Annotated in this window: 14 protein-coding genes and 1 pseudogene; 7 read left to right on the top strand and 8 right to left on the bottom strand. The window is 31.2% G+C overall.

The annotated features are described in order from the left end of the window. The gene (locus tag YN1551_RS11110) at positions 1-447 is read left to right on the top strand and encodes a hypothetical protein (RefSeq protein ID WP_012717843.1); all 447 of its coding nucleotides are present in this window, start codon (positions 1-3) and stop codon (positions 445-447) included. A 30-nt stretch (positions 448-477) separates the two neighbouring features. Here YN1551_RS11110 and YN1551_RS11105 read toward each other — a convergent pair whose 3' ends face one another. Further along, positions 478-2,142, bottom strand: a complete 1,665-nt coding sequence (locus tag YN1551_RS11105; protein ID WP_012717842.1) for a phospholipase C — start codon at positions 2,140-2,142, stop codon at positions 478-480. Between the two features lie 152 nt (positions 2,143-2,294). Between YN1551_RS11105 and YN1551_RS11100 the strand changes: the two genes are divergently transcribed. The 3 genes from YN1551_RS11100 to YN1551_RS11090 are packed head-to-tail and all read left to right on the top strand — an operon-like array spanning position 2,295 to position 5,135. Further along, on the top strand, positions 2,295-3,122 hold the full coding sequence (locus YN1551_RS11100) for an SDR family oxidoreductase (protein WP_012715702.1): 828 nt from the start codon (positions 2,295-2,297) through the stop codon (positions 3,120-3,122). After that, a complete protein-coding gene (locus tag YN1551_RS11095; RefSeq protein ID WP_012713450.1) occupies positions 3,123-4,157 on the top strand; it encodes a glucose-1-phosphate thymidylyltransferase in 1,035 nt (344 codons plus the stop codon). Between the two features lie 21 nt (positions 4,158-4,178). Continuing rightward, on the top strand, positions 4,179-5,135 hold the full coding sequence (locus YN1551_RS11090; protein ID WP_048052494.1) for a dTDP-glucose 4,6-dehydratase: 957 nt from the start codon (positions 4,179-4,181) through the stop codon (positions 5,133-5,135). A 207-nt stretch (positions 5,136-5,342) separates the two neighbouring features. On the opposite strand, the gene YN1551_RS11085 is transcribed toward YN1551_RS11090, so the two are convergent. Continuing rightward, positions 5,343-5,633 (bottom strand): winged helix-turn-helix domain-containing protein, encoded by a 291-nt coding sequence (locus tag YN1551_RS11085; protein WP_012715701.1) that lies wholly within the window; start codon positions 5,631-5,633, stop codon positions 5,343-5,345. Positions 5,634-5,969: 336 nt separating this feature from the next. Here YN1551_RS11085 and YN1551_RS11080 point away from each other — a divergent pair, with 336 nt between their 5' ends. After that, entirely contained in the window at positions 5,970-6,158 is a 189-nt protein-coding gene (locus YN1551_RS11080) for a hypothetical protein (protein ID WP_012717840.1), read from the top strand. 85 nt (positions 6,159-6,243) lie between these two features. On the opposite strand, the gene YN1551_RS11075 is transcribed toward YN1551_RS11080, so the two are convergent. Genes YN1551_RS11075 through YN1551_RS11065 form a run of 4 tightly spaced genes read right to left on the bottom strand, consistent with a single transcriptional unit; the run spans position 6,244 to position 9,363 of the window. Beyond that, on the bottom strand, positions 6,244-7,446 hold the full coding sequence (locus YN1551_RS11075; RefSeq protein WP_012717839.1) for a hypothetical protein: 1,203 nt from the start codon (positions 7,444-7,446) through the stop codon (positions 6,244-6,246). Positions 7,447-7,499: 53 nt separating this feature from the next. Then, positions 7,500-7,655 carry a hypothetical protein gene (locus tag YN1551_RS17130; protein WP_012717838.1) on the bottom strand — a complete coding sequence of 52 codons (156 nt, stop codon included), beginning with the start codon at positions 7,653-7,655 and terminating at the stop codon, positions 7,500-7,502. Positions 7,656-7,700: 45 nt separating this feature from the next. Further along, complete coding sequence (locus tag YN1551_RS11070) at positions 7,701-8,912, bottom strand: DNA methyltransferase (RefSeq protein ID WP_012717837.1); 1,212 nt, start codon at positions 8,910-8,912, stop codon at positions 7,701-7,703. Further along, a complete protein-coding gene (locus tag YN1551_RS11065) occupies positions 8,902-9,363 on the bottom strand; it encodes a hypothetical protein (RefSeq protein WP_012717836.1) in 462 nt (153 codons plus the stop codon). Before YN1551_RS11065 ends, YN1551_RS11070 begins: the two co-directional genes overlap by 11 nt. A 145-nt stretch (positions 9,364-9,508) precedes the next feature. On the opposite strand from YN1551_RS11065, the gene YN1551_RS11060 reads away from it, so the two are divergent. Then, positions 9,509-10,453 carry a DNA/RNA helicase domain-containing protein gene (locus YN1551_RS11060; protein ID WP_238527829.1) on the top strand — a complete coding sequence of 315 codons (945 nt, stop codon included), beginning with the start codon at positions 9,509-9,511 and terminating at the stop codon, positions 10,451-10,453. Between the two features lie 112 nt (positions 10,454-10,565). Here the strand turns inward: YN1551_RS11060 and YN1551_RS11055 are convergent, their stop codons facing one another. Further along, the gene (locus YN1551_RS11055; RefSeq protein ID WP_012717835.1) at positions 10,566-11,096 is read right to left on the bottom strand and encodes a hypothetical protein; all 531 of its coding nucleotides are present in this window, start codon (positions 11,094-11,096) and stop codon (positions 10,566-10,568) included. Positions 11,097-11,121: 25 nt separating this feature from the next. Then, positions 11,122-11,589, bottom strand: coding sequence for a hypothetical protein (locus YN1551_RS11050; RefSeq protein WP_048052355.1), 468 nt, complete (start codon positions 11,587-11,589; stop codon positions 11,122-11,124). Between the two features lie 653 nt (positions 11,590-12,242). Here YN1551_RS11050 and YN1551_RS11045 point away from each other — a divergent pair. Continuing rightward, positions 12,243-12,455 (top strand): annotated as a pseudogene (locus YN1551_RS11045) (transposase); the annotation flags it as partial. Positions 12,456-12,465 lie beyond the last annotated feature (10 nt).

Below are 12,465 nucleotides of genomic sequence, written 5' to 3'. Positions count from 1 at the left end.
ATGAAAGTTAAAATAATTTATGATGATGGTAAGGAAGAAGAAATTGAACCTAAAAAAGTAGAAGTTACAAGTAGTAATGATAATAAAAATTATGCACATTATAAATATACAAAGATGGAAGATAGTAAAATAATCATTTTTCATGTTTATTTAGTGACAAACGAAAAACCTTCGGTTATACTCCCTAAAATAGAAGAAGAGATAAAATCTAAAACATCTAAGATAGTCGGTTATAAAAATATAGCAGATGACTTAATAGCTAGAGCCAGAATAACTCAATTGCAGCAACAAGTACAGACTTGCATATATTGTGGAGAAATTGCTACAAATCAGTATGCTGGTAAAATTGTCTGTTCGTCATGTTTTAATTATTTAGTTAAGTATGGAGAAGATAGTACTGAATTTAGAAAATATTTAAATAGAAAATTATTAGATAAATGGAAATAAATTTAAATGTTTTTATTAGAAACAAAAAATTTATAGTTTTTTCCTAGAAATGGTATAATAAATTATTATTACTACTATCGCTATAAGCAAAACTAAGAAGATATCTACAAGTTCGTTTGAACTTATGCCAATTGAGATTGAGGGTAAAGGTTGTGATGAATATGATGTTGTGTAATAAATAGTTGTTTGAGTATAATTATATATACTTGTATTATATTTGAATGAACTATTTTCAGAAAATTGCATTATATAGCTTAAAACTGTATTATTTATTAATCCTTTATTATATAATAATAGGTAATTAGTATAATTATTATGAACAGTAGCTGTGTATCCATAATGTATTGGATATTGCAAAGGTATAGGATAAGTCCAGTTATTAGGAGTTAAAATTATAGGCTTTCTAGGAATTTGAGAAAAATTGAAGGCTTGAAGTAAACCTTGAACATCGCTATTTGCAACTATCTTATTAAGAAATGGTATATGCCAATTATAATCTAAAAACGCTAACAAAGTATATCCAGACATAGTATAATTGTCAATCCAGCCTTCTTTAGCATAAGGAGAAATTATAAGTAGTGGAATCCTCTGTCCTAATATAGTATAATTATAAATTCCTAGACTATTTAGAAATTTATCATATCCTATTCCATATGTGGGAATTATTGGAGGAGGAACTTGATCATAAAATCCTCCTCCCTCATCAAAAGTTATGAAAATTACAGTAGAATTCCAATACTTACTTTCCATTATAGCGTTAATAAAGTAAGCTAAATTAATTTGACCTATAGTGAGGTTAAATGGTGGGTGCATGTCATAAACATAATGATAATCGCTTCCACCACCGCCAGTAAACATAAGCCAAGAAATAGAAGGTAAGGTACATTGCTTAAGATCTTGCAAGAAAACGCTAGTATTAAAGAAATGATCACTATATCCATTGGCTCCGCTAAATACTTCTAATGGAAAAGGCGGTAATTTTTGCCCTTGTTGATAACCATAATCGAAATAAGCCCAAGAAATATTATATTGAGACAGCTGATACATAATTGTATAACTAAATGGTATAACATTAATAATAAAACTATCACTTGTAATATTAGTGGAAAACCCTGTTAAATAATTCACTCTGTTAGGCTGTGTCGACTCTAAAGAAGGTGAGAAATAATCATCAGCTAGGACATATTCTTCTGCGTAATCCCAAAGGAGAGGAATTTGTTTATATGAGACATAAGCTAAAGATTGAGTACCAGATCCCTCAACAAAACCATTCATTGCACCGAAATTCCAGTCCTTGTGATATGCACTAAATCCTTCAGTAGGATCCAATAAGATCACTGAGTCAACGTAATATGGGCTTGTATATTTACCATTATCAAGGGCAATTTTAACACCAAAATTAAGTCCTACTGGCCTCATTAGCGAATCCGTTATATTATTATATATAGGAGGATTTCCGAAAGGGTAAGTTCCAAAAAAATTATCAAATGAGTGATTCTCAAGGATAATAATTACAACGTGTTTTATTGGAGTAGCAGTTACTGACTTCATGGAGATAGAGTGCAAAGAAGCAATCGTTTGTAAGATAATGAAAGTAACCACAAAGACTGATAATCTTAAGACTGCTTTACTCTTCTTCATATTAGGTATAATTCTTAACCACTTAATATATGTTTTTGCTAGAATTTTTATCAACGATATATCCTAAATTTATTAATTTAAAGAAAAATTTGAGATTATTTAATATATTGTTTTCATACTTAAAAATTCTAAAAATCCTTAATCTAACTGGTACTTTATTAATTGGGAAAAATGCTTTTATATGTGCTCTGTATTATTTTTTACTAATGCGAATAATGATTATAGGGGCATCGGGGCAATTAGGGCTTGAACTATCTCGAAAGCTTTCAAATTATGAGTTAATTAAAACCTTTGCTTTACATGAATTATCAGAAGGTTTAAGATTAGATCTAACGGATTATCTATCTTTAGAAGACTTTATTATTAAGAAAAAACCAGAAATCATTATAAACGCTGCAGCACTTACAGATGTAGATAGATGCGAGGTAGAAAGAGATAAAGCATTTAAAATAAATGCTGAAGCCGTAAGACATATAGTTAGAGCTTCTAGAGTAATAGAGGCTTATCTAATTCAAATAAGTACTGACTATGTTTTTGATGGAAATAAAGGTCTTTATAAAGAAGATGATCTCCCAAATCCCATAAATTATTATGGTTTAACTAAGCTTTTAGGAGAAAATTATGCATCATCTTATGATGATACTCTTATTGTTAGAACTTCTGGAGTTTTTAGAAATAAGGGCTTTCCAGTTTATGTTTATAAGAATTTAAAAGAGGGAAAGGAAGTTTTAGCGTTTAAGGGATTCTACTCTCCTATTTCAGCTACAAAGCTTGCGGAAGCTATTAATGAGCTAGTAACATATAAGAAAACTGGCATTATAAATATTGCTGGAGAGAGGATTTCTCGTTATGATTTAGCTCAAAAGATAAAGGAGCTCTATAATTTATCTGGTAAGGTAATTGAGGTAGATAGGATAGAGGGATGGATTGCTAAAAGACCCTTTGATTCATCTTTGGATATTTCAAAGGCTAAAAAACTTGTTTCGATAGATTTTTACTCTACTGATGAAAATTTAAAGCATATGGTGATTTAAATGGAAGCTGTAATTCTTCATGGAGGACAAGGAACGAGACTTAGGCCTTTAACACATACTGGGCCTAAACAATTAATAAAAATTGCAGGCAAGCCAGTATCCCAATGGGTTCTAGAGCAAATAAGAGAGGCTGGAATTAAAGATATAATAATTATATTAGGAGATAATAATCCGATGAGAGTTATAGAATACTATGGAGATGGTACTCATTTAGATGTCAATATACGTTATGTCTACCAAGGTAAGGCTAGGGGTTTAGCAGATGCTGTATATCGCGTTAAAGATATGGTTTCTGATAAGTTTATAGTCTATCTAGGGGACAATATAGTGCCTTATAATTTAGCCAAATTTTCAAAATTTGATGGCTCAGCCTCAATCCTATTAGCTAAGGTTAATAATCCTAATCGTTTCGGAGTTGCAGTTATAAAAGATGGTAAGGTTATTAAATTGGTTGAAAAGCCTAAAGAACCCATCTCTGATTTAGCCTTAGTTGGTGTTTATGCATTCACTAGAGATATTTTTGATAGCATTGAAAATTTGAAACCAAGTTGGAGGGGTGAATTAGAAATAACGGATGCAATACAATCTCTCATAGATAAAGGTAAGGAGGTTAAATATGAAATAGTCGATGGTTGGTGGAAGGATACTGGTACTCCCAAGGATATTTTAGAAGCTAATTCATTCCTTTTAGACAGATATGCAATTAGAAAAATAGAAGGTGAAATTAAGGATTCTGCAGTTGATGGCAGAGTAATAATAGAGAGAGGTGCAGTCATAGAAAACTCAACTATTAGAGGTCCTGCATATATTGGAAATAGTAGTAAGATTAAAAATTCCTATATTGGTCCTTTTACCTCCATAGGTAAAGAGTGCACAATAGATAATAGTGAGATAGAATATAGTGTAATTTTAGATAATGTTAAGTTGAGAGGCGTTTCTTTGAGGGATTCATTAATAGGTAATAATTCGACAGTAGAGAAAGGAGGAAAATGGCAGGAACTAATAATAGGTGAGAATTCTTCAGTTATAATTTAGAGCTTTTAGAAGTGGGTTATGATGAAAATAATGGTCTTAGGAGGAGCGGGTTTCATAGGCTCTGCTTTTGTTAGAGAATTAAATTCAAGAAAAATTAAACCATTAGTTTTTGATCTCTTAACCTATGCTGGTCGATTAGAAAATTTAAGTGGCACAGACTACGATTTCGTCAAGGGCGATATTAGAGATAGTAAACTCCATGATGTTATAGCGAGTTTTAGACCAGAAATTATAGTGAATTTTGCAGCTGAGACTCATGTTGATCGCTCAATTTATAAACCTCAAGATTTCGTTACAACCAATATTTTAGGTACAGTTAATATTCTTGAAGCATTGAGATTATATAATTTTAAATATGTTCACGTTTCAACAGATGAAGTCTATGGTGAAGAATGTGCTGATGAGAATTCTCCTCTAAATCCTTCCTCTCCTTATAGTGCTTCTAAGGCATCGGCAGACCTTCTTGTTAAATCTTATGTAAGAACTTATAATGTAGAAGCTATCATAGTTAGACCATCAAATAATTACGGTCCAAGACAGTTTCCAGAGAAATTTATTCCGAAGACAATAATTCGTACCCTATTAGGTCTTCACGTACCGATCTATGGAGATGGAAAACAAGAAAGAGATTGGATTTACGTTGAAGACACTGCAAAAATTATTGCAGACCTATTATCTAAGGCTGAGTGGAAAGGTAATGTTTATAATTTACCTGGAGGTCAAAGAGTTACCAATATAGAGATTATTAAACTATTAGAAGAGATAATGAATAGAAAGATCGAAGTTAGATTTGTTTCCGATCGACCTGGCCATGATAAAAGATATTGCATGATAAATACTAAACTTAGGTATACTAGCACTACTTTAGCAGATGGGCTGAGAAAAGTGTATGAATGGTATGTCAATAATAGATGGTGGTGGGAGCCATTGATTAGCAATAAATTCTTTAGAGAAGATGAGCCATGGAAAACTGTATAAATAAACCTTTTATAAAGATGGTTAAAAAAGAAGTATATAAAATCCACCTTTTAGGATGAACAGTCCCTTTGTATTTTTGATTCTATTAGTACAATAGCACTTGAAAGTATTGTTGCCTAATACCCTTAAATATTCTCGAGTAGAAGGCTCAAAATATAAGGCGATACGTAATTTCAATCTTATAAACATAATTAATTTTACTGTATCTTAATTTTGACTATTAAAATCCAATTCTTTCTTTAGGATCTGTAATTTGCGTTTAATTTCTAGATACTCTTTAGCTTTATTTAAATAATCATATCCTTTTGGAGTTAGCTCGTACGTCTCATCAGTATTAAGAGATATAAATCCTTTACTCTTTAATATTTCTATATATCTGTAGAAAGATCTAGGATTTAAATACGTAATAAACATTATTCTTGTCTTCTTAATGTCACCCTTGTTACACGCTTCTAATATACTAATTATTACTTCGATACTACTTCTTTTTTTATGCATAACATGTTTAAACTAGTTATTAACGTTATTAAATTTTTTTGTATAACAGATATCAGTATGGACATTATGTCGACAATCGACTACAGATGGAGAATTTCCCTAATTAAGCATTAGATCCTATTTGGGATTAGGGCTTCATTAAATTTTCATATAGCATTTATTGGAAAATCCTTGCATTATAATATTCTTATAAAGGGCTCAATTAATATTTATATTTAATTTTTTATGATATACCATAAAGATCTAATGTGTATATAATGAAACTTCAAAATTTATCTCCACATAATTTTGAAAATTATTTAACTCTAGAATTTTCCCTAAAATGCTACTATAGATATGAATAAGATTAGCTATATTAGATCTTCTGTAGCGTCTCCTAAGGAAATTAACTTAGATTATGTCAAGGAATTTATAATGAAAAATGAATATATTCTTAATAAAAATAAAGAATCGTTTAATATCATATATCTAATAGATAATGCTAGACAAATAGCGGAGGAATGTAATACTAAATATATTTCTTGAATAGTATCTATTGAATAAAATGGTTGTTTATAATCACTAAAATGATAAAATAATTTTTAATCTTTTTTAGTTATATAATATTAAATTATATACCTAGTCTACTCGGGCATTTTAACGCATAAAGGATTAGTGAAGCTGCGCACAGAGTTTTTAGGTATTCATATTGTTTTGATAAGTTGTTTGTTTCCAGTAATCTTAGATCTTTTTGATCTTCCATAATTTTACTAGCTATCTTATTTATAATGTCATCTTCGTTAGAGGCGCTGGTAATAATATTCTTATATCGTGAAATCAACATTTCATATATGCGTTTAGACCACATAAATCCTTCCTCGTAATACAATCTTAATTCATAGGGTAAAATGGAGTATATTACCCATAAATCGTCTCCTAATTCTTCATTAATTATCTTATTCTTCAGCGAAGAATATTTTTCTCCTAATATTTCTTTATAGAATTCTTCTCCTAGCATAATTCTAAACTCAATTTTAATTTGATTTGTGTAAAATACTAATCTCCTATATTCTTTTAAACACGATGCTAGATCTTTGCATTCTGTTTTAAACCCCTTATTTACCAGACGGGTAAAATAATCACCGAGATTTTCTACTATTTTTCCAATTAAACCGTTTATTCTACCTCTATTCACGTTTTGTTCAGTCAATATCTCATGTTTTTCTGAATATGAAATAAATATAATTAAATATATTTCTCTTATACCTTTATTTATTAATGAGTCCGCAGATTTCTCTATAATCCAATTCAGAAAGACTTTAAACTTATCTAATAGTGATCCTTGAGCAGTTCCTCCACCAGAATGCTCACTTGTTCTTTGCTCTATTAAGTAAAGTTTATTATCTTTTCTCGCAATGAAATCTATTACTTTTTGTTGTTTAGAATACTTTTTTTGATAATATTCACTAAATAGTGTATATTTAAATATATTTACTCTTTCATCTACTTGGTAGCCAAAATTTTCTAGAAAAGATCTAATAAGATCCTCATATATTGAGCCGAATCTAGGGCCAGATGAAGCAATAAAAAATCTATTTGATATGTATAATGGGAGAGCTAGTTTTTCTGATATTAATGAAGGATTTTGCTTAAAGCCAAAATAGAAACTTTCTATATCAGTTATCTGAGACTTAATGATATCAATATTTTTATAATCACAAAGAATTGGAACCAATATATCTTGTAGTATAGAGTTAATATACTTTAACTGGACCTCTTGGAATTTTGTAAGTGATTGCTTAAACAAATACTTCTTAACTGTTAATAAGTTCATATATCATTATGAGTCTACTAATACTTAAGCATTATTTATGTGATATAATCTTATCATGAGGTATAAAGCATCTTTTCTTTCTTATCATCAAACACTTCAATTAAGCATGCATATTTCCATTTAGATTTTATTTCCTCTATATTTTCACATTTTTCTTCTGCAATTTTGATATATAATGGGCCTATACATGAGTATATTATTGCTATCATATGATGTTGTAATTCCGTTTAAAATTAAGCGGGAGAAGGAAGAAATTAATTTTTCTTCATAATAAGTAAGTGCTCTGTCGGCGTGCGTTCGTCTTCTAACTTTGTAGCAGGGTTCTTATACACTTCCTTTATTCGTCTAGATACTATTTTGTCTATGAAAGTTACTTCGTGCTTCCAGCCTAATGATTCTAAATGCTCCTTTAATATTTCGTCTATAGGTACTCTAAGCGTTCTTACTTTTACTGGCCCCACAAATATTCCTAAGGTTCTTGCATTAACCTTACCAAAGAAGTATGTCAGTGACCTAAAGTAGGTAATATAAATGTCGACCAGTTTCTTATTTCCAAATTCCTCTATTTTTTCTAGGTATTCCTTGAAGGTTTTACTCCTTATTTCTACATTAGGGGGTTTATTATATGGAATTTCCTTTTTACTTAGCTCTTTTATTTTATTATCGTCATAGCCCAGCCAATATAATTCAATTTTAAACGTCCTTATATATTCTTGGGCTTGCAGATAGGGGGGTGAAGTTATTACAGCATTTACATTTGGAGGGCTTTCGCTTAAAACGTCGACTCCTCCGTAAACTTTTCCACTGGAAACGCATTTACATAAAGATTGAAATTCCTTAACCTTCCTTATAACTCTTTCAACTTCTTTCCAATACATGTCTCTCATTATTTCTTTCCAATTAGAATTTAACAGCTCGTTGACTCTTTCTATTGCAAATTTTGATTTATATAATTTTGGGAATTCCAGTTCAGCATAAGAGAAATATTTCGTAATTTTAAACAACGGTATTGCGACTAAAGGGTTCGGATGGTCGTGGTAATATGCCCAAAGTTTTGACAACTGAGCTATAAATTCTTTAGGATGCCAATAACCTAAGTTTTTCCATTTAGGTATAAAACTTTTGTTATAATTAAAATCTATTTCAAAAATCTTTTCCGAAATTTCGTCCTTCCACGTTTCTGCTTTAACCAGGATTTCTATTATTGGATTTAAATCCCATAGAATATAATTCCTGCCTGTTATCTCAGCCTCAATTGCCACGGTACCAGATCCAGCAAATGGGTCAAATAACGTTTCTCCAGGCTTGGTGTAAGCTTCTATGAAATACCTTATCACATTAGGAATAAATTTTGCAGGATATGGATAGAGATCGTGTGTAGCATAATTTGTCCTTAATTTCACTATATCTCTAAACAGCACGGAACGATACTTATTATTTAGAAAATCATCAATGCTAGTTTGCATCGATCTCACCTAAAAGTTTCTCTATTCTCCTACCAAGTTCATTATCTATTTTTTGTATTCCAGGTAAAATTTTAACTCCTATTTCCTTAAGTTTGTCTAAACCTATTATTTTCCATCTAGTTGTATCTGTCGTAGAAAGTACCGATTTAGGTATATATATAATCTTCAATGTCACATAATATTTCCATTCCCCTTCTGGCCAGTATTTTTCGCTTAATTCCGCAATATCTATTATCTCACCCTCCAAGACTATACCACCTTTTAAGTGTGACTCAGATTTATTAAGGTATAAAAATGCTCTTACTTGATTTTCTAAAAGTTTACTAGATCGGTTAAATCCCCAAATGAAAGAGCCTTGAGGATATTTTTGTATAAGTTTAGATTTTCTCGTTTTGTAATCGTCAAGTGAGAAGAGGAAGTTTGTAAGTGTTCCCTTAAATAACACATACATAAGATAGTCTTTTTACTGATGACTTAAAACCTTTTGCCGCATTGGAACGTAATACCTAGAGCCATAAATATTAGAAGAATATTAGTTTAGGCTAATCAATACTGTAAGGAAAGCTCTGGGAGAGAAACTGTCATCTTTTTTCATCATGTTTTACTCAACCGGAAGAAGAGAACCGCCAGGAGTTGGAGAGAAGGGTTTTGAAGAGTGGTTTACTAAGGAATTCGGCAATCTCAATATTGACCTTATAATATTTGACGAGGCCCAGAGGATGACCGAGGAGGTAATAAAGAATTCTCCTAGAGGTATAGTTAACGTTTACTTTTACGACGATTCTCAAGTACTCATAGGAAATGAGGTAGGAACTAGGGATAACTTTTTGAAATACTTGACTAATGTAAAAGAGTACGAGTTACCTTCTCCTGTGAGAGAACCAAAGCAGTACCTAGATTTCGTGAAAAGGATTTTAGAAGGAGTAAAAGGAAATCCGGGTAATTTTGATTTTAGAATTTTTGACAATATAGTTGACATGCTTAACGAGCTGGAAAATAGGAGAAAAAGAGGCAAAATAGCGTTAATATGCTCTTTTACAGAGTCTGAAGGAGATACCAAGGATAAGACCAACTGGAATAACATAAAGAACATAAGGATAGGCTATCCTTTACAGTCGGGCTTTGATTTATATAAAGGGGTAAAATTTAAAGGGGAAGAGTTGAAAATTAAATGGCTAATGCATGAGAGGGTTGAATACCCTAGGTATTGGAACGATGAGTTTGACCCGTTAAAATACTGCTCCTCGGTTTACGGGGCTCAAGGGTTTGAAGCTGATTATGTTGGAGTTGTATGGGGAAGAGATTTAATATGGAGGAATAACGGTTGGACAGTAAACCCTGATCCAATAACTGACTACGTAGGCAGAAGGGTTTCTTTAAAGACAATCGCTTATAAAGATAAAAAGAAGGCGTTAGCACTCCTTAAGAATAGATATTATATAATGCTAACCAGAGGGTTGAGAGGAGTTTACGTATTTTTCGAAGACAAGGAGACTGCTAATGCTGTAAAGGAGTTGATAAAAAATCCTAGTAACGTTTAGCTAATTGTACAATTAAAATTAAGAAGCTGTTAAATTGTGTGTATTCTTAACATACACAGTATTCTTGGAAGAAGCATGAAGACAGGTTTCATAAAGAAAAGATTGCTAAACCTTATACCTTATATTCTGTTAATAACTTAGAAGCTATTTCTTCTCCCTCTTTCGTTAATTTCACGAGCGTTCTAGTTTTCATCAGCATCTTTAGTTTTTCTATATCATTTTCAATTTTTAATGACGGCTTATTTTCCTTTAATCTCTCCAAGAATAATATAAGGTTTTTAATATCTCTTCTAGTAAATTTCTCTGGAAGAACGGGAGGTAAAACAAACCTACGACCCAGGTAGGGATAGTATAATACTACTATTGGAAGTAAATAATCTTTATATTTCTTTACAATTTCATATACTTCTTCGCTGTCTATTTTTTCTTTCTCCAACGTCACTAACCCTACGGTGGTTAAATAATATAAGGAGTTAGCAATCAATTTTTTATCGTTAGGATCAATTTTCTCGCATACTTCGCTCGTGCATTTAGAGTTGTAGAATTCTTTAATTCTCTCTTGCAGTTTGTCAATATCGACCTTTCCTCCCTTTTCTCTCAGCGTTAATAGAATTATTTCGGATATACTCAATTTATCATACATTATCTTTCACCTGCCTGGTGTCAGATTATCGTAACCCTTGCATACTTATAATGTGAGTATTCATATCATAATATCCTCTTAACTGTCTAATAAGTATTCCATCATTATTTTTTCTACACCATATGATTATAATCAGTGGATCTAGAACGTCAGTAACGTTAAGGCCAAAGTGCTTTGCAATATCTTTCTTGTACCTCTTAAAAGGAGTAATTGATAAAATAAGTATTACGACGTAACATTTTAAAATTCTACAATTTAGCTTACTTATATCCAAATCTATATTATTTAAATCATTCAATTTCCACGCCGTATATATTCTTTTGCAGTTACTGCAATATTCAGCTTTGAAGGAGAGTAAATGCGACTCTCTTAATAAGTTTGTTGAAACGCCAAAAGATAGAAGATTAAATCCTAGGTTTATATTGCGTCTGTTAGTGCTCTGCCCTACATTTACGTCTATCAAGTACTTAAATCCGCAAAAAGGACATTCCATACCGTGGAAAATTTGAAGCGAGTTAAAAATTCTTCCATTTGGCACGTCTAAAGAACGAGATTTTAATTATTTGATTCGTAATACCATGAGCAAATATTCTAGGCTGAGAAAATCAATTATTGATTTATTTAATAACTTATGTCTTTTAAAGAGAGCATGCTTGCAAATTTTAAATGAGAAGACTCACTTTACATATTAAAATATTGATCTTACATAATATTCAAGATCTTCTATAGTTTCTTTCATCTCTCTCATTTTTTAGCTAATGCGTTCTGATATGATAGTTAGAAGAATAAAAGGAATGACTCTAATATTCCTCTCAGAGGAGGTAATGATAGAGGTATTAGAGAACGTCGAAATGGAAAATATAAACGACGTTAATAAGGAATCCAATTAGTTATAAAAATTAAAATAAGTATATATTTCTATACCAATGAGTTTTATCTGATATTTTAGCTGAATAAAATTTCTATACTAAAAATTGAGTGAGTGGTTTTGGAATAAAGCATCCAAGGTAAATGCAAGAGATTATTAATAATGCGACAAATTACATAAAAAGAGCGTGAGGCTTAATGAGATTGAGAAATTAGGACACGAGCCGATAAAGGAATCTAATCTTAAAGAGCTACTTGAATTGACTCAACGAAACTATAGGTATTTCTAGGAGGGGTTATGCTGTTTTGAGGAGGGCTTTCTATCTTGCAGCTTTGACTGCCATCAAGGTTAATCCTGTTATCAAGCGTTTTTATGAGGATCATAAGGGTAGGCTTAAGGGTAAGAAGTTGATTGTTGCGTGTGCAAGGAAATTAGCTGTTATTACTTGGGCTGTGCTGTATTATAATAAGCCCTTTGATGCTAGTGAGTAAAGCAGGTTTC

Source organism: Sulfolobus islandicus Y.N.15.51 (assembly GCF_000022485.1).
GTDB classification, from domain to species: domain Archaea; phylum Thermoproteota; class Thermoprotei_A; order Sulfolobales; family Sulfolobaceae; genus Saccharolobus; species Saccharolobus islandicus.
Note: the sequence above shows the minus strand (reverse complement) of the source record. Positions and strands in the feature narration are given on the sequence as shown.

Bases quoted from the DNA above. Each gene is read 5' to 3' on its own strand.
- YN1551_RS11110 (WP_012717843.1), top strand. From the start codon at position 1: ATGAAAGTTAAAATAATTTATGATGATGGTAAGGAAGAAGAAATTGAA.
- YN1551_RS11100 (WP_012715702.1), top strand. From the start codon at position 2,295: ATGCGAATAATGATTATAGGGGCATCGGGGCAATTAGGGCTTGAACTA.
- YN1551_RS11095 (WP_012713450.1), top strand. From the start codon at position 3,123: ATGGAAGCTGTAATTCTTCATGGAGGACAAGGAACGAGACTTAGGCCT.
- YN1551_RS11090 (WP_048052494.1), top strand. From the start codon at position 4,179: ATGAAAATAATGGTCTTAGGAGGAGCGGGTTTCATAGGCTCTGCTTTT.
- YN1551_RS11085 (WP_012715701.1), bottom strand. From the start codon at position 5,633: ATGCATAAAAAAAGAAGTAGTATCGAAGTAATAATTAGTATATTAGAA.
- YN1551_RS11080 (WP_012717840.1), top strand. From the start codon at position 5,970: ATGAATAAGATTAGCTATATTAGATCTTCTGTAGCGTCTCCTAAGGAA.
- YN1551_RS11075 (WP_012717839.1), bottom strand. From the start codon at position 7,446: ATGAACTTATTAACAGTTAAGAAGTATTTGTTTAAGCAATCACTTACA.
- YN1551_RS17130 (WP_012717838.1), bottom strand. From the start codon at position 7,655: ATGATAGCAATAATATACTCATGTATAGGCCCATTATATATCAAAATT.
- YN1551_RS11070 (WP_012717837.1), bottom strand. From the start codon at position 8,912: ATGCAAACTAGCATTGATGATTTTCTAAATAATAAGTATCGTTCCGTG.
- YN1551_RS11065 (WP_012717836.1), bottom strand. From the start codon at position 9,363: ATGTATGTGTTATTTAAGGGAACACTTACAAACTTCCTCTTCTCACTT.
- YN1551_RS11060 (WP_238527829.1), top strand. From the start codon at position 9,509: ATGTTTTACTCAACCGGAAGAAGAGAACCGCCAGGAGTTGGAGAGAAG.
- YN1551_RS11055 (WP_012717835.1), bottom strand. From the start codon at position 11,096: ATGTATGATAAATTGAGTATATCCGAAATAATTCTATTAACGCTGAGA.
- YN1551_RS11050 (WP_048052355.1), bottom strand. From the start codon at position 11,589: ATGGAATGTCCTTTTTGCGGATTTAAGTACTTGATAGACGTAAATGTA.